At 75.2% G+C, this 15,987-nt stretch carries 12 protein-coding genes; 9 read left to right on the forward strand and 3 right to left on the reverse strand.

The window, feature by feature from the left end:
* Positions 1-3 precede the first annotated feature (3 nt).
* Together ACIBBF_RS11905 and ACIBBF_RS11910 are read left to right on the forward strand one after the other, a co-directional pair.
* The gene (locus ACIBBF_RS11905) at positions 4-876 is read left to right on the forward strand and encodes a DUF3027 domain-containing protein (protein ID WP_397413392.1); all 873 of its coding nucleotides are present in this window, start codon (positions 4-6) and stop codon (positions 874-876) included.
* Entirely contained in the window at positions 873-4,481 is a 3,609-nt protein-coding gene (locus ACIBBF_RS11910; protein WP_397413393.1) for an ATP-binding protein, read from the forward strand. The genes ACIBBF_RS11905 and ACIBBF_RS11910 overlap by 4 nt, the downstream gene beginning before the upstream one ends.
* A gap of 24 nt (positions 4,482-4,505) precedes the next feature.
* Here ACIBBF_RS11910 and ACIBBF_RS11915 read toward each other — a convergent pair whose 3' ends face one another.
* Both ACIBBF_RS11915 and ACIBBF_RS11920 read right to left on the reverse strand, forming a co-directional pair.
* Positions 4,506-4,742, reverse strand: a complete 237-nt coding sequence (locus ACIBBF_RS11915) for a DUF2530 domain-containing protein (protein ID WP_397413395.1) — start codon at positions 4,740-4,742, stop codon at positions 4,506-4,508.
* Between the two features lie 79 nt (positions 4,743-4,821).
* Positions 4,822-5,373 carry a low molecular weight phosphatase family protein gene (locus tag ACIBBF_RS11920; RefSeq protein ID WP_397413396.1) on the reverse strand — a complete coding sequence of 184 codons (552 nt, stop codon included), beginning with the start codon at positions 5,371-5,373 and terminating at the stop codon, positions 4,822-4,824.
* A 455-nt stretch (positions 5,374-5,828) separates the two neighbouring features.
* Here ACIBBF_RS11920 and ACIBBF_RS11925 point away from each other — a divergent pair, with 455 nt between their 5' ends.
* The 7 genes from ACIBBF_RS11925 (at position 5,829) to ACIBBF_RS11955 (ending at position 14,314) form a co-directional block, all read left to right on the forward strand.
* Entirely contained in the window at positions 5,829-7,598 is a 1,770-nt protein-coding gene (locus tag ACIBBF_RS11925) for a DUF4012 domain-containing protein (protein WP_397413397.1), read from the forward strand.
* 127 nt (positions 7,599-7,725) lie between these two features.
* Complete coding sequence (locus tag ACIBBF_RS11930) at positions 7,726-8,292, forward strand: LPXTG cell wall anchor domain-containing protein (protein ID WP_397413399.1); 567 nt, start codon at positions 7,726-7,728, stop codon at positions 8,290-8,292.
* A gap of 104 nt (positions 8,293-8,396) precedes the next feature.
* Positions 8,397-9,947, forward strand: coding sequence for a sugar transferase (locus ACIBBF_RS11935; protein WP_397413400.1), 1,551 nt, complete (start codon positions 8,397-8,399; stop codon positions 9,945-9,947).
* Between the two features lie 44 nt (positions 9,948-9,991).
* A complete protein-coding gene (locus tag ACIBBF_RS11940) occupies positions 9,992-11,062 on the forward strand; it encodes a glycosyltransferase (RefSeq protein WP_397413401.1) in 1,071 nt (356 codons plus the stop codon).
* Positions 11,059-12,570: a lipopolysaccharide biosynthesis protein gene (locus ACIBBF_RS11945; RefSeq protein WP_397413403.1), complete on the forward strand. Its 1,512-nt coding sequence runs from the start codon at positions 11,059-11,061 to the stop codon at positions 12,568-12,570. Before ACIBBF_RS11940 ends, ACIBBF_RS11945 begins: the two co-directional genes overlap by 4 nt.
* The gene (locus tag ACIBBF_RS11950) at positions 12,567-13,703 is read left to right on the forward strand and encodes a glycosyltransferase family 4 protein (protein ID WP_397413405.1); all 1,137 of its coding nucleotides are present in this window, start codon (positions 12,567-12,569) and stop codon (positions 13,701-13,703) included. The genes ACIBBF_RS11945 and ACIBBF_RS11950 overlap by 4 nt, the downstream gene beginning before the upstream one ends.
* Complete coding sequence (locus tag ACIBBF_RS11955; RefSeq protein ID WP_397413406.1) at positions 13,700-14,314, forward strand: serine O-acetyltransferase; 615 nt, start codon at positions 13,700-13,702, stop codon at positions 14,312-14,314. The genes ACIBBF_RS11950 and ACIBBF_RS11955 overlap by 4 nt, the downstream gene beginning before the upstream one ends.
* A gap of 84 nt (positions 14,315-14,398) precedes the next feature.
* Here the strand turns inward: ACIBBF_RS11955 and ACIBBF_RS11960 are convergent, their stop codons facing one another.
* A complete protein-coding gene (locus ACIBBF_RS11960; protein ID WP_397413407.1) occupies positions 14,399-15,868 on the reverse strand; it encodes a polysaccharide biosynthesis tyrosine autokinase in 1,470 nt (489 codons plus the stop codon).
* Positions 15,869-15,987 lie beyond the last annotated feature (119 nt).

Raw genomic sequence — 15,987 nt, forward strand, 5'->3', positions numbered from 1 at the left:
AACATGGTCACCATCGCGCCCGCCGCACGCACGTCCACCCGGCGGGTCACCGCACGCTCCAGCCGCGACGCGGTGCTGAACGGCGCCGTCGAGATCGCGCGCGCCGCCGCCCAGGAGGTGGCCGAGCGACCGGACGACGTCGGGGAGCACCTCGGCACCGTCTTCGAGGACGAGCGGGTGGCGTCGCACCGCTTCGCCGCGACCATGCGGGGCTACCGCGGCTGGCACTGGACGGTCACGGTGACGCGCGTGCCGCGCGGCCGGACCGCCACGATCAGCGAGGTCGAGCTGCTGCCGGGCGACGAGGCGATCCTCGCCCCGGCCTGGCTGCCCTGGTCCGAGCGGCTCCGTCCGGGTGACGTGGGCCCGGGCGACGTGCTGCCCTTCAAGGCCGACGACCCGCGGCTCGAGCCCGGGTACACGCCCACGGGTGACCCCGAGGTGGACGAGGTGGCGATCGACGAGCTCGCGCTCGCCCGCGCCCGCGTGCTGTCCCCGCAGGGCCGGGCCGAGGCGGCCGAGCGCTGGTACCGCGGGTCGCGCGGCCCCACCACCGCGGGTGCCGTCGCCGCGGCCGCGGAGTGCATGACGTGTGCGTTCCTCATCCCGCTGTCCGGCTCGATGGGCCAGCTCTTCGGGGTCTGCGCCAACGAGTGGTCGCCCGACGACGGCAAGGTGGTCTCCCTCGACCACGGCTGCGGGGCGCACTCGGAGACCGACGTCGAGGAGCACCCGACCGACTGGCCGGCCCCGGCGCCGCTGATCGACGAGAACGAGGTGGAGCCGGTGGCCGTCGCGGACGCGGGTGGCACCGACGGCGGCGGCCCGGACGCCGACGGCGCTGCCGCCGGCCGCGAGGACGCACCGGGCGAGTGACCCACGACCCCTTCGGCACCGGCGCGCTGCGGCGCGCGGTGACCGAGGCGTGGCTCGCCTCCCCGACGCGGTTCCGCGAGGACGCGAACGCCGAGGAGGACCACGCGCGCGGGTACTACCGCGACCGGGTGGTGGTGGAGCTCGCGCAGAACGCGGCCGACGCGGCGGCGCGTGCGGGGGTCCCGGGGCGGCTGGTGCTGCGGCTGGAAGCCGTCGGGGCTGCTGGCGGGCCTGGTGACGGGGGTTCGGGTTCGGGCTTCGTCGCTGGTTCGGACGGCGACGGTACGGACGGCGGCGACCCGGGCGGCGGCGGCTCGGGCTGGCGGCTCGTCGCGGCGAACACCGGTGCACCGCTCGACGCCGCCGGGGTCGCGTCGCTGGTGTCCCTCCGGGCCTCCGCGAAGGTCCCGCTCGGCACGAGCCCGGGCGGCGCCGCGCAGGTCGGGGCCGGTACCGTCTGGAGCGGCCCGGCGCAGGGCCCGCCCGGCAGCGGCTCGGGCGACGCCGGGCGAGCGGCCGGCGGCGATGCCTGGCCGGACGGCGGCTCCGGGACCGGCGGGGCGATGCGCGCCGTCGGTCGGTTCGGAGTGGGGTTCGCGGCGGTCCGGTCGGTGTCGGACGAGGTGCTGGTCCGCTCGCGCGACGGCGGCGTGCGGTTCTCGCTCGCCGCGACCCGTGCGGAGCTGGCCCTGGACCCTGATGCCGGCGAGGATGACGCCGAGGTCGGTCCTTTGTCTCGAGATCGGTCCATCGATGGGCCGATCTCGAGACAAAGGGCCGACCTCGCGTCGGCGGCGGGGGAGCAGGAGAGCGCCCGGTTGCTGGGTGACGCGCGGGCGCGGGGGGACGCGCTGCCCGTGCTGCGGCTTCCGTTCCCTGCTCCCGGCACCACGGCCGGCGAACCGGACACCGTGGTCGAGCTCGTGCTGCGTGACGCCGCCGCCGTGGCCGCCGTCCGCGACCAGCTCGCCGCGCTCGACGATGCCCTCCTGCTCGCCCTCCCCGCGCTCGCCGAGGTGGTGATCGAGGACGACTTCGCAGGTCAGCCGGGTTCTGAACCGCACGTCGCCCCGCCGTCGGCGATTGCGCGCGTGCTGCGCGACGTCTCCTCGAGGTGGCGCGTGCACCGCACCTCGGGGGTGCTCGACCCGGACGGCACGCTGCCGACCGAGGAGCGCCGCGCGGACTGGTCGGTGCTCTGGGCGCTGCCGACCACGGCGGAGGGCGCGCGCGTGAGCACCTCCCTGCACGCCCCGACGCCCACCGACGTGCCGCTCACGTTCCCCGCCCTGCTCATCGCGTCGTTCCCGGTCGACCCGGGGCGCCGGGGAGTGCTGCCCGGGCCCACCACGGACCGGGTGGCCGCCGAGGCCGGCCGGGCGTACGCCGCGTTCCTGGGCGGGCTCGCGGCGGAGCGCGACGTCCTCGGCCTGGTGCCGACCGGTCTCCCGGCCGGCGAGGTCGACGCCGCGGTGCGCGCCGCGGCCGAGGCAGCCCTGCGGGCGACCCCGCTGCTGCGCCTGCCGGGGCCCGGCGACGCGCCGGGAGAGGATCCGTCCCGGTCCGGGCACGCCGCTCCGGAGGGCACCCTGGCGCATCCCCGTGTGCCGGACGAGGAGCACGTCCTGCGCGTGCCGCCGCAGGACGCCGCCCACCTCGCCGGCCCGCTCGGGGAGGACCCGGCGCTCGCCCGTGTGCTTTCCGGCGGCTCGCCGGCCGCCCTCGTCACCGTCCCGGTGCGGCACCAGGCACTGGCACGGTCGCTCGGCGCGCACCGTGCCGACCTCGCCGAGCTGGTCGAGGCGCTGCCGCCCGAGCCGGGGGTCGTCCGCGACGCCCTCGACGCCCTCGCGGCGCACACCGGCGACCCCGCGGTGCTCGAGGCCGTCGCAGGCCTCCCGGTGCCGCTCGCCGACGGGCGCACCAGCCGGGGCGCCCGGGGCACCGTGCTCCTCGACGCCCCGCACCTCGCTCAGGTCGCGCGTGACCTGGGCGTCCGGGTGGTGCACCCGGACGCCGCCCACCCGCTGCTGGAACGGGTCGGTGCCGCGCGCACCTCGGCGCGTGGTCTGCTGGCCGACGCCGCGGTCCGGTCCGCGGCCCTCGCCGCCGCCGAGGAGATCCTGGAGGACGGTGACGCCGACCAGGTCGGCCGCGTCCTGTCCGCGCCGTCCGCGGAGGATGCGGCGGCGTCGCCGTCCGGAGCCGCGCAGACGGTGCGGGCCGTGCTGGAGCTGGTCGCGCTCGCGGTCACCGAGGACGACGTGCCGGGCCCGGGCGGGCACGGCGGCGGCCGCCTCGGTGCGGGTTCGGTCCCGGAGCCGGACGGGCTGCCTTTCTGGCTGGGTGAGCTCCCGGTGGTGGCGGACGGCGACGTCGTGCCGCTGCGGGAGTCCGCGCTGCCGGGCACCTGGGCCGCCCGGAACCTGGACGTCGCCGTGGTGGACGAGCACGTCGTCGAGCGCTGGGGGCCTGGGCCGCTGGCCGCCGCGGGTGCCCGTGCCGGCCTGGCGCCGTACCGGGTCGCCGACGTGCTGACGACCGAGGACACCGCCGACCACGGCCCCGACGACCCGGCCGGCTGGCTCTCCGCGTGGGACGAGTACGTCGAGCATCTCGCGGACGAGCTCGGCCCCGGGGCCTGGGTGGGCGACATCGAGGCGGTCCCGGACCTGGACGTGCTGCGCGAGGCGCCCGAGGGCGACCGGGGCCGGACCGGGCCCGGCGACGAGACCGGCGTCGAGGATCCCCTCGCCGCGGCGCTCGGCCGCATCGCGGCGGACAGCGCGCTGCGCCGCGCGCTGCTGACGCCCGTGCGCTCGCCGGACGCCCCCGGGCGGGAGGCGGTGTCGTACACCGCGTGGTTCCTGCGCCGTGTGCTCGGCGCGCCGTTCGCGATCGGTGACACGCCCCTGCTGGCGCCCGCGCCGCCCGCGACCGCCGGGCTCGACGACGCCGTCCTGGTCGCGCTGGGTGGCCTGCACAACCTGGCTGACCTGCCCGGACGTGACTGGGCGACGGTCCTGGACCGGCTGCCGGAACCGGTGGGCGACGAGCGGGTGCCGGCCGCCGTCGCGCGTGCCGTGTGGGCCGGCCTGGCCGCGCTGGCCCGCACCGGCGACGCGGGCTCCGTGACCCCGGCGCGGCTCCCCGCGCTCGGGCCCGGCGGGGTCACCGTGGAGGCCACTGAGGACCTCGCCGTCGCCGCCTCGCCCCGGTGGGCCCAGCTCGGCCCGGTGGTCCCCGCGCCGGCCGACGTCGCCGAGGACCTCGCCGACCTGCTCGACCTGCCCTACGAGGACGACCCCGCCGTGGTGCCCGACGGCGCCGGGGAGCGCGTGGACCTGGACCCGCGTGTCCGCGCCCTGGTGCCGGGTGCCCCGGCCACCTGGCGTCGCCACGAGCCGCTCACCGTCGAGGGCACGCACGTCGCATGGTGGGTCTCCACGGCGGACGACGGCTCCGGCGTGCCGCACGCCGGTTCGGTCGAGGGCCTCGCGCGGGCACTGGCCGAGCTGACCGGGGCCGATGCGCTCCTCCTGGAGGCGGCGCTGCGCGACCCGGACCGGGCGGAGCTCCTGGACGCGGAGCGTGCCTGGCCCTGACCGGCCGTCCGGAGCGCGACCGGGTCAGCGGTGCCGGCGCGCCCAGAGGAGCCCGAGCCCGCCGAGCGCCATCCCGGTGCCGCAGATCGCGACGGCCTCCATGCTGCCCCGCCCGGTGAGAGCCAGGACGAGCATCACCACGAGCCCGATCGCGAACATGCCGATGCCCGCGCCGAGGACCCGGAAGAGATCGGCGCGCGGAGCCGGAGGGCTCGGCCGGCGCTGCTCCGGGTGAGCCAGCAGAGAGCGGATCGTTGGCACCTTGCCAGTGTACGGACAAGGACTCGTCAAGCCCGGCGACGACGGGGGTGTGCCAGGGGTGAAACCGGGGTGTGCCCGGTCACGCCCGCAACGCGGCCACCACGGACGTCAGGGCGTGGACGATCTGGTCGTAGCTGCGCCGGTACGTGGCGCCGGACCGTCGGTAGGGGTCCACGACGTCGTCGTCGTGGCGGCGGCCCGCGTGGCGGGGCCGCTCCTGGAGGGCGGCGGGCAGCAGGGCGGCGAGCCGGGCGGCGTCGTCCTCGCCGGTGACGGCACCCGGTGCCAGCGTGCTCGACAGGCGGCCCAGCTCGGTGACGGTGACCGTGCGGCGCACGGCGGACGGGACCGACTCGACCACCCGGGCACGGTGCGCGGTGGTCAGGGCGAGCACCAGGTCCGCCTGCTCGACGAGCGCGGGCACGAGCTGCCGGGCCGCGAACCCGGTGGGCGGGAGCCCGTCTGCCGTCAGCAGCTCGGCCATCGGTTCGGCGACCGGCTGGCCCACCAGCGCGCGGGTGCCCGCGCTGGCGACGGTGACCGACGGGTCGAGGGCGTGGCGCAGCAGCGTCTCCACCGCCGGGGACCGGCAGATGTTGCCCGTGCAGACCGCGAGCACGCTGAACGCCATCGCACATGCCTTTCTTCGGGACCGTGGTATGTCGCGGCTATTCTATCCGCGCATTGCATGACCTTGACCAGCATTTCTATGCGGCATCATGGAAATGCTCGCCGACAATCATCGGTCAATGCAAACTGGTGAATTCCGGCGCGCTCCTCCGGCGGGTCGCGGGTAACGTAACGCGCACTAAGCCGTCAGGAGGTCCGGTGACACATCCTGGATGGGGCGACAAGTGGGCGGACGTGCCGGTGTCCCCGCCCGCCGCGGCCCCCGCAGAGAACACGCGGAACCCGAGATCCAGGGAGGGTTCTGAAAGCAGCCGCCTCGGCGAGAAAAAGGGTGAGGGTGCAAAGGTGCTGCCGTTGCGCAGGCCCGGCCCGCCGCGGCCGCCACGGCCTGGCACCGGGCGGGCCGGCACCCTCGTGGCGGAGCGTCCGGCACCGCCCCGATGGGAGAAGCCGTCGTTGCCCCGGCGGGAGTTCTGGACCCGCCGCCGTCGCCGGAACCTGAGGGTCGTGCTGCTCTGCGTGGGCGGGTTGCTCGCGGTGCTCGCGCTGGTCCTCGCGTGGGTCGTCGTCGACGCCGTGCGCGCCCGCGCGGCGCTCGGTCAGGCGGCGCAGGGCGTCGCCACGTTGCAGGCCGACGCCGTCGCCGGGCGCATCGACCGGCTCGACGCCGGCGTCGCCGACCTGCAGCGGCACACCGCCGAGGCGCGGGACGCGACCGACGGCCCGCACTGGTCGCTGGTGAGCAGGCTCCCGGTCGCGGGGCCGACGGTGGAGGCCGTCGCGACGATGGCAGCGGTGGCCGACGGTCTCGCCCGTGGACCGCTGCCGCGGCTCGCCGACGTGGTCGAGCTGGCCGACCCCGCGACGTTCGCCCCGCACGACGGCCGGATCGACCTCGACCCCCTGGTGGCGGCCGCACCCGCGGTGGCCCAGGCGGACCAGGCCGTGGGCTACGCGCAGCAGCGCGTGGCGCGCATCGACCGGTCGCCGGTCCTGCCGCAGGTGTCCACCGCCGTCGCCGACCTGCACCGGCAGCTCGGCGACCTGCGGATGTCGACGGCGACGGCGGCGCGCGCCGCGCAGCTCATCCCGCCGATGCTGGGCGCCGACGGCCCGCGTGACTACCTCGTCCTCGTGCAGAACAGCGCCGAGCCCCGGGCGCTGGGTGGCATCGTCGGCACGGTGCTGGTCCTGCACGCCGACCAGGGCCGGATCGAGCTCACCCGGCAGATGCCCGCCGACGAGGTGGGCCCCTTCCCGACACCGGCGGCCGAGCTGACCGAGGACGAGCAGGCGGTGTTCGGCGACAAGGTCGGGCGCTGGATGCAGAACGTGACCGCCACCCCGGACTTTCCCCGCGCCGCCCAGATCGCGCGGGCCATGTGGGCCCGGGAGACCGGGCAGACGGTGGACGGTGTGCTCGCGACGGACCCCGCCGCGCTGGCCCGGCTGCTGGCGGCCGACGGCCCGCTGGAGGTGGGACCGGCGGGCGGGCTCCAGGGTGCTGACCTGGTGAGCTACCTGATCAACGGCGTCTACCTCACCGAGACGCCGCAGGGCGCGGACCAGATCTTCGCGGACGTCGCCCGGACCGCGTTCGGGTCGCTGTCGTCCGGCGCTGCCGGGTCGGCCGGCATGGTGGAGGCGCTGACGGTCGCCGCCCGCGAGGGGCGGCTGCTCGTGTGGTCGGCGGACCGGACCGAGGCCGACCTCCTGTCGGGCACCGTGCTCGACGGCGGACTGCGCGGCGTGAACGGCGCGCGCCCCGTGGTCGGGGTCTTCACGCACGGACTGCAGATGGCGAAGATCGGCTACTACCTCGACACCGCGGTGGACGTGGCCGAGCGGGAGACGCGGCCCGACGGCTCCCGCCGGCTGGACGTCACGGTGACGTACACCTCCCGGGTGAAGGCGGCCGACGCGGCGCGCCTGCCCGCGTACGTGGTGGGTGACGACGAGCGCGAACCGGGGCTGATCCGCCTGCGTTCCGTGGTCTACGCGCCTGCTGGAGGGACTGTCGTCGAGGCGTCCGAAAACTCCGAGAAAATCGGTCTTTCTCCGCAGAAGCACGATCAATTGTCCAGAGTATTCGATGACATAGAACTTCACCCTGGCGAGACAGCATCTGTCACCTATGCCATTATCTCTGGGAAGCGCCAGGACGGAGGCGTCATTCTTCGCACGACACCGGGCCCCAGGCCCGTCAAGGTGTCGTTCGAGAAATAGCCTTTCCTGGTTGATCCGCTCCTCATTCGGGGCAGGCGTGTGACCGCGCTGGATATGCCGGGCACGCAGACCGGTGCCGCGGCACCTATCACGTGCAGCAGTCAGTCACTATCCAGGGGACAGAGCAATGCTTCGACGCTTTATCAGCGCCATTGCGATCGCTACGGCGGCCGTGCTGGCACCCGCCGGGGCCGCCCATGCGGACCAGGCGGACACCGACTACAGCGAATTCCCGTGCGTCATCACGTTCGACAGCCAGACGGTCACGGTCGGGGATCCTTTCGGTTTCACGATCGACTGCGCCGACATGGCGTCCGCGACCGTCACCGTCCAGATCTCCTTCGCGGGCCAGGCTGCCGGGAACGGCACGGACGTCGACGTGGCCGGTGCCGACTCGGCCCAGTTCACCCTCGACGAGAACGGCACGGTCAGCGACTCGGCGACCGTCTCCGCACCGGGCGACTACACGGTGCAGGTGCTCGACGAGGACGGCGGGCCGCTGTCCGAGACCTACACGATCACCGCCGTCACGGCGGGCTCCGCGGCGGCGGGCGGGGGTGGTACCGACGAGGACGTGGTCCTGGCCTCGACCGGGGCCACCAGCCTGCCGTACCTCGCCATCGCCGGCGGCCTCCTGCTCGCGGGCGTGGCCGCGCTGGTCGTGTCCCGCGTGCGGGCCGCCCGGCAGCACTGATCCACGCCGGGCCGGCCGTGCGCCGCACCTCACCGTGGAGCTGAGGTGCGGCGCACGGCCGTCCGCAGCGCCCCGGCCTCGTCGCCCTTGTCCTGGAGCGTGCCGTGACCATCGGTAACCATCCGAACGCCGCCGACGTCGACCGCGAGGCGGCCGACCTCGCGACCGACCTCACGAGCGAGCTGGACCGTGCGGCCGCCCGGCACGTGGCCTCGATGACCGCACCGGCCCCGCGCCGTGGCCCGGCCGCCCCGTGGCAGGAGGTCCTCAACCGTCGGGCCCTCTTCGTCGACCTCGCTGCCGTGGTCGCCGCCGTCGCCCTCGGTTACGTGCTCCGCTTCGACCGCCAGGTGGAGGTCGACCTCTTCGAGCCCCGCGGCGGCCAGTACGTGCTCATCTCGGTCGCGCTGGCGGAGGCCTGGGTGATCGCGATCGGGCTCGCGGGAGCGCGCAGCCCACGCATCCTGGGCTCGGGCCGTGAGGAGTACGTGCGGCTCGCGCGCGGCACGCTCGCGCTCTTCGGCCTCGCCGCGATCGTCTGCTACCTCGTGAAGTTCGACCTCGCCCGCTCGTACGTCGCGGTGACGCTGCCGGTCGGCCTCCTGCTCCTCGCCGTGGGACGGCGCGTCCTGGCGGCGCGCCTGCACGCCGACCGGGCGCACGGCAGGTTCCAGCGCCGCACGCTCGTGGTCGGGGCGCGGGACGCCGTGCTCGACCTGTGCCGCCGCGTCGAGCGCGCGCACGAGGCGGGGTTCCAGGTCGTGGGCGTCTGCCTGCCGGGCGGGCCGAGCGTCCCGTCCCCGGTCGCCGGCGTCCCCGTGCTCGGCCGGGTGGAGGACGCCGCGGAGGCCGCGCGCGCGGCTGACGTCGACGTCGTCGCGGTGACGGCGTCCGACAGTGCCACGCCCATGACGCTCAAGCGGCTCGCCTGGGACCTGGAGGCCACGGGTGCCGAGCTCGTCGTGGTCCCTGCGCTCGCCGACGTGGCGAGCCCGCGGCTGCTCATCACGCCGGTCGACGGTGTACCGGTGGTCCAGGTGTCGCCGCCCGGGTACACGGGCCTCCAGCACGCGGTGAAGCGGGTCTTCGACATGGTCGTGGCCGCCCTGATCGGGCTCGTGGTGGCCGTCCCGATGCTGGTCCTCGCGCTCTGCGTGCGGCTGACCAGCCCCGGTCCCGCCCTGTTCCGGCAGCAGCGGATCGGCCTGAACGGCCGCCCGTTCACGCTCTACAAGCTGCGCTCCATGCGGCAGGACGCCGAGGCCGCGCTCGCCGAGGTGCTCGACGGCGACGTCGGCGTGTTCTACAAGCCGAAGGACGACCCGCGCGTGACGCCGCTCGGCCGTTTCCTGCGCAAGTACTCGCTCGACGAGTTCCCCCAGCTCCTCAACGTCCTCCGCGGCGACATGAGCCTCGTCGGGCCCCGCCCGCAGGTGGCCCTGGAGGTGGCGCAGTACGACGACGCGCTGCGCCGGCGCCTGTTCGTCAAGCCCGGGCTGACCGGCCTGTGGCAGGTGAGCGGTCGCAACGACCTGTCGATCGACCAGGGCGCGCGCCTCGACCTCTACTACGTGGAGAACTGGAGCCTGCTCGGCGACATCGGCATCATGCTGCGCACGGCCCGCGAGGTCTTCGCGCCGAGCGGGGCGTACTGATGGTCCAGATGCGGTTCTCCTCCCGTGCCGGGACCATGAGGCCTGTGAACAGGGGCAACGGTGCGGACCACGGAGCCGGCCCCATGCCGGACGCCGCCCCCGTCACCCGCGGGCTCGTGCGTGTGCTCCATGTGCTGCCCGCCCCGGACGGCAGCACGCAGTACGTGGACCACATGATCGGCGGTGCCCCGCCGGAGGTCCGGATCCTGACGTTCACCTGGCTCCGCGCGATCTTCGGCGCCTACGACGTGCTGCACGTGCACTGGCCGGAGTTCCTCGTGCGGCAGCGCACCGTACCCGGCCGGATCGTCAAGCTCGTGCTCGCCTGGACGCTCCTGCTGCGGCTGGAGCTGACGGAGACGCCGGTCGTGCGCACCGCCCACAACCTCGCCCCGCACGAGTCGGGCGACCGGCTGGAGCGGGCGTTCCTGGCCGCGCTCGACCGTCGCACGGAGCTGTGGATCCGCCTCAACCCGACCACGCCGCTGCCGCTCGGCGTGCGGACCGCGACCATCCCGCACGGGCACTACCGGTCGGTCTTCCCACCCGACCCCGCCACCGTGGCGGAGCCCGGGCGGCTCCTCCAGTTCGGCCTGGTCCGGCGGTACAAGGGCATCGAACGCCTGCTGGAGGTGTTCGGGTCGATCGACGACCCGGGCCTGCGGCTGACGGTCGCCGGGCGGCCGGAGGACGCCGGCCTCGCCGAGCACATCGCCGCGGTGGCCGCCGCGGACCCCCGGGTGGAGACCCGCCTGGAGTTCGTGCCCGACGACGTCCTCGCCCGCGAGGTACGGCGCGCCGAGCTCGTGGTGCTGCCCTACCTGCAGATGCACAACTCCGGCGCCGCGCTGCTGGCTCTCTCCCTGGACCGCCCCGTGCTGGTACCGCGCAGCGAGGCCACCGACGCCCTCGCGCGTGAGGTCGGTGAGGGCTGGGTGATCATGTTCGACGGCACCCTCCAGCGCGGCGACCTGCTCCGGGCGCTCGCGGCCGCGCGGCTCGTCCGGGAGCGCGGCACGCGCCCCCACCTCGCGGACCGCGACTGGGAGCTGGTCGGCATCCGGCACGCCGAGGCGTACCGCCGGATCGTGCGCGCCGTCGGACGGCGAGCGTGACCGGTACGTCCACGGCCCCCGACCGGACGCCGCTCGGCCGGCAGGCGGCCCGCGGGGGTGCCGTGACCCTGGGCGGGCAGCTCCTCAAGGTCGGGGTCCAGGCGGTGTCGATCGTCGTGCTCGCGCGCCTGCTGGCCCCGGAGGCGTTCGGCTACCTCGCGATGGTGCTCGCCCTGGTCGGTGTCGCGGAGACCGTGCGGGACTTCGGCCTGGCCAACGCCGCGATCCAGGCACGGACCCTGTCCGACGCCGAGCGGGACAACCTGTTCTGGCTCAACACCCTGATCGGCGCCGTCCTCACCGGTGCGGGCATCGCCTGCGCGCCGCTCGTCGCCGCCTTCTACGGGCAGCCCGAGCTCGCGGACGTCACGCGCTGGGTGTCCCTGAGCTTCCTGCTGAACAGCCTGGCCACCCAGCACCGCGCCGGCCTCGTGCGCGGGATGCGGCTGGGCGCCGCCGCCGTCGCCGACGTGGCCGGTCCGGTCGCGGGGCTCGCCGTCGCGATCGTCGTCGCCGTCGCGGGCGGTGACTACTGGGCACTGGTGGCCCAGCAGCTCGTGGCTGCGTTCGTGATGTCCGCCGGCGTGATCGTCGCCGGGCGCTGGCTGCCCCGGTGGCCGCGGCGGGACGTCTCCGTGCGCCCCTTCGTGCGGTACGGGTCCAACCTGCTCGGGGCGCAGCTCCTGGGCTACGCGACCCGCAACATCGACACCGCGATCCTCGGCGTCCGCTTCGGGGCGGGCGTCGCCGGCCTCTACAGCCGCGTGTACCAGCTCATGGCGCTGCCGATCCGGCAGGCCACCTGGCCCGCCAACCGCGTGGCGCTCCCCGTGCTCTCCCGCGTGCGCGACGACGCCGCGCGCTACCGCGAGTTCCTCCTGTTCGGCCAGACCGTCCTGCTGCACACGATCGTCCCGGCGCTGGCGCTCGCGGCGGCGCTGGCGGGACCCGTGGTCGACGTGGTGCTCGGCGAACGCTGGTCGCAGGCCGCGCCCGCCTTCGCGATCCTGGCGGTCGGCGGCGTGTTCGAGGCGGCCGGGTTCGCCCCCGGCTGGGTGTTCCAGTCGTCGGGCCGCACGGGTTCGCTGCTGCGGTTCACGCTGGTGACCCGGCCGGTGGTGCTGCTCGCGATCGGCGGCGGCAGCCTCCTCGGCATGACGGGGGCCGCGCTGGGCTACGCGGTGTCGACCGCCGTCGTCTGGCCGCTGGGGTTGTGGTGGGTCGGCCGGGTGACCGACGCGCCGGCGGGCGCCCTGTTCCGGAACGGGGTCCGGGCCTTCGCGGGGCACGGTCTGGCCGCGGCGGCGGCGGGACTCGTCGTGAGCCTGCTGCCCGGCCCGGGCCCGTGGCTCGCGATCGCCGTCGGCCTGCTGGTGTGGGCCGCTGCGCTCGCTGTGCAGGCGCTGCTCTGGCGCCGTCTGCGGGCCGACCTGGCCGTGCTGAGGCATGCCGCCCGTCTGCTGTCGCGGCGTGGTGGGAGTCCGTCCGTGGAGAAGGAGAGCGCGTGAACCCACGAACCAGGGTGACCCTCGTCTGGCTGGAGGGCGCCGCAGAGTCGGCTGCCGCGGGCGTGCACCTCGACGGCACGCTCCGCCGGCTCGCGGCGCTCGGGATCGAGGCCGACCGGGTCGTGGCCCGGCGGGACCGGTTCGGGGGGCGGGTCAGCCGTCTCGCCCGGCTGCTGCTGGACTCGGTACGTCAGCCGCGGCGCGGCGTCGTCGTGGTGCGGTGGCACCCGTTCGCGCTGCCCGCCCTGGTCGCCGCCAGGCTGCGCGGCGGTGCCTGCGTGGTCAGCGCCCAGGGGGTGCTGGCCGAGGTCGAGGCCGTGCACCCGTGGATCGGGCGCTCCCGGGTCGCCCGGTGGATCGCGCTGCGGCCGCTGGTCCTCGCGGACCGGGTCGTGGCGCCGTCGGCCGGCATCGCGCGCTGGGTGGTCGAGGTGACCGGCCGGCCCGCCCACGAGGTGACCGTCCTGGAGAACGGGGCCGACGTCGCGCTGTTCGCCGCCGGACGGCGAGCACCCGTGTGGCCGCCCTACGCCGTCTTCGTCGGCAACCTCGCGCCCTGGCAGGGCATCCGGGAGCTCGTCGACGCCGTGCGCCGGCCGGACTGGCCGAGCGGGCTGCGGCTGGTCGTGGTCGGCGACGGAGCCGAACGGGACGCCGTGCTGGCGGCCCGGGACGACGGCGTCGAGTGGCGGGGCGTGCTCGACCGCGCCGCCGTCGCGCGCGTGCTGGGCGGTGCCACGCTCGCCTTCGCGACCCGGGGCGCCGTCGCGGCGAGCGCCCGGGGCACCTCGCCGTTCAAGGTGGTCGAGGCCGCGGCCGCGGGCCTGCCCGTGGTGGCGACGGACGTGCCGGGACAGGCCGAGGTGGTCCACGACCTGGGCAACGGCCTGGTCGTTCCGCCGGGCGACGCCGCCGCGCTCGCCGGCGCGGCGGCCCGGCTCATGGCGGACGAGGACCTGCGGGACCGGCTGCGCGCCCGCGCCGTGGAGCGCGTGGCCGCCTACGACTGGACGGCGGGCAGCGAGCGGCTCGGCGCGGCGATCGACGCGGCGGCGCGCGCTGCCGGCCGGGCGCGCTGGAGCCTGCGCGCACCGGTGATCCCGGCAGGGGATCGGCTGGTGGTGCGGCGATGACCAACGACACGGCCCGGGAGACGGCCGCAGGTGCGGGCGCTGGCGCAGGAGCTGGCGCTGGTGCTGGCGCAAGGAGCAGAGCCGGCGCGACGGCGCCTCTGGGCCTGTTCGCCGACCTTGCGGCGAACCGCACCAGCGACGACCCGCGTCGCCCGGGTACCGCCGGCGTGCTGCCCACGCTGCTCACCCTGCGGTTCGCCGCAGCCTTCCTGTACCGGGCGTCGGCGCGCGCGGGGCACGTGGTGCCCGTGCTGGGTTCGGTGCTCAAGCAGCTCAACCACCTCGTCACCGGGGCGGACATCGCCTGGTCGGCGCGGATCGGTCCCGGCCTCGTCCTGTGGCACCCCACGGGCGTGGTGATCGGTTCCGGCGTGGTGATCGGCCGTGACGCCCGCGTGCAGCAGGGCATCACGCTCGGCGCGGCACGTTCCCGCTCCGGGGAGGACGGCGACCCGGTGCTGGGCGACGACGTCTACGTCGGCGCCGGAGCCCGCGTGCTCGGCCCGGTCCGGGTCGGGGACAGGGCACGGATCGGGGCCAACGCCGTGGTGCTCGCGGACGTCCCGGACGACGCGTCCGCGGTCGGTGTCCCGGCCCGGATCATTCCGTGACACCGGTGCTCTGGTGCCTCCCGGGCGCCGGCGTGACGCATGGCCGGTGCTGAGGACCGGGCGCCAGGGTTCGGGGCGCGCGCCTCAGCCGCGGAGCGTTCCGGGCGGCGTGCTCGTGGCGCTGACGGGCGTCCGCCGCGCACCCGCGAGGCGGCGCCAGCCCTTCTCCACCCTGCCCTGGTCGGCACCGCCGGCCGGGGCGTCGTCCTCGTGCGGGCGGTAGTCGTAGTAGCCGGCCCCGTAGGCGTCGGCCTCCCGGCCCGCCTTGTTCAGGACGATCCCGAGCACGCGCGCGCTGACGGCGGACAGGTTCGCGAGCGACTGCCGGAGCTGCTCGCGGCGCACCTGGCCCGCACCCGCCACCATCAGCACGCCGCTGGTCATCTTGGCGATGAGCGCGGCGTCGGTCACGGGCAGCAGCGGCGGGGTGTCGATGATGACGTAGTCGAACTTCTGGCTCGTCTCCTCGATCAGCCGGGCCATGCTGCGGGAGCCGACGAGCTCGGCGGGGTTCGGCGGCACGGCCCCCGACGGGATGACGTACAGGCCGGCCGAGCCCCAGGGCTGCACCACGTCGTCGATCGTCGCCCGCTGGATGAGGAGCGTCGTGAGGCCCACCGACCCCTCCAGGCCGAGGTACCCGGCGACGGAGGGCCGGCGCAGGTCCGCGTCGATCAGCAGGACCTTCGCGTCGGCGTCGGCCAGCGTGATGGCCAGGTTGATCGCCGAGGTGGTCTTGCCCTCGTCCGGCACGGAGGAGGTGACCACCAGGGCCTGCGGGCCGCCGTCCAGGTCCAGGAACTGCAGGTTGGTGCGCAGCCGCCGGAACGCCTCCGAGCGCGTGTGGTACGGGCTGGTCTGCACGACGAGCGGGTTGCTCTTCGCCTCGTCGTCGAGGGTGATGGTGCCGATGACCGCGGAGTCGGTGACGGTCCGCAGGTCCTGCTCCGAGCGCACGCGGGTGTCGACGATCTCGCGCAGCACGGCGAGCGCGACCCCGAGGGCGGAGCCGAGGAGCAGGCCGACGAGGATCATGACGGGGATGTTCGGGTAGCTCGCCGAGGCCGGCGGCACGGCTTCGCGGACGAGCTGGAGCTGCACGGGGGAGTCGCCGGCGCCCTGCGGCGTCTCCAGCGCGTCGACCCGCACGGCGAGGCTCTCGGCGACGGTGTTCGCGATGCGCGCGGCCAGCGTCGGGTCGGCGTCCGTCGTGGTGATGTCGATGAGCACGGTGTCGGTGACGGGGGCGGCCTGGACCCGGGTGGCCAGCTCGCCCGGGGTCGTGTCGAGGCCGAGCTCCTCGACGACCGGTTCGAGCACCTGCGGGCTGCGCACCAGGTTCGAGTACGACACGACGCGGCGCTGCACATAGGTGGTGCCGGTGGCGAGCTCGGACGTGGACTCGGCGCCGTGGAACGACACGAATACCTGCGCGGAGGTCGTATAGGTGGGCGTCCTGGTGAATGCGAACAACCCGGCGAGCACAATTCCGGCAAGTGCCAGAGCGGTCACGGGAACCCAGTGCTTACGGATGATCCTGAGATATTCGGTCACGTTCAACGTGTTCCCCTGACGGGCCTGCCTGCGCTTCCGTTGGTAATCTAACCGACGTTCCGGAGAAGCGCGCCCGCTGGGATATCCCGGTTTATTGCCGCAAATTCCGGACGTAAAGG

The sequence above is a fragment of the Promicromonospora sp. NPDC050880 genome (assembly GCF_044456525.1).
In the GTDB taxonomy this organism is placed as follows: domain Bacteria; phylum Actinomycetota; class Actinomycetes; order Actinomycetales; family Cellulomonadaceae; genus Promicromonospora.

What these genes read in the sequence shown, in the direction of transcription:
- ACIBBF_RS11920 (WP_397413396.1), bottom strand. Translation starts at nt 5,373, where the DNA reads ATGGCGTTCAGCGTGCTCGCGGTCTGCACGGGCAACATCTGCCGGTCC.
- ACIBBF_RS11955 (WP_397413406.1), top strand. Translation starts at nt 13,700, where the DNA reads ATGACCAACGACACGGCCCGGGAGACGGCCGCAGGTGCGGGCGCTGGC.
- ACIBBF_RS11930 (WP_397413399.1), top strand. Translation starts at nt 7,726, where the DNA reads ATGCTTCGACGCTTTATCAGCGCCATTGCGATCGCTACGGCGGCCGTG.
- ACIBBF_RS11905 (WP_397413392.1), top strand. Translation starts at nt 4, where the DNA reads ATGGTCACCATCGCGCCCGCCGCACGCACGTCCACCCGGCGGGTCACC.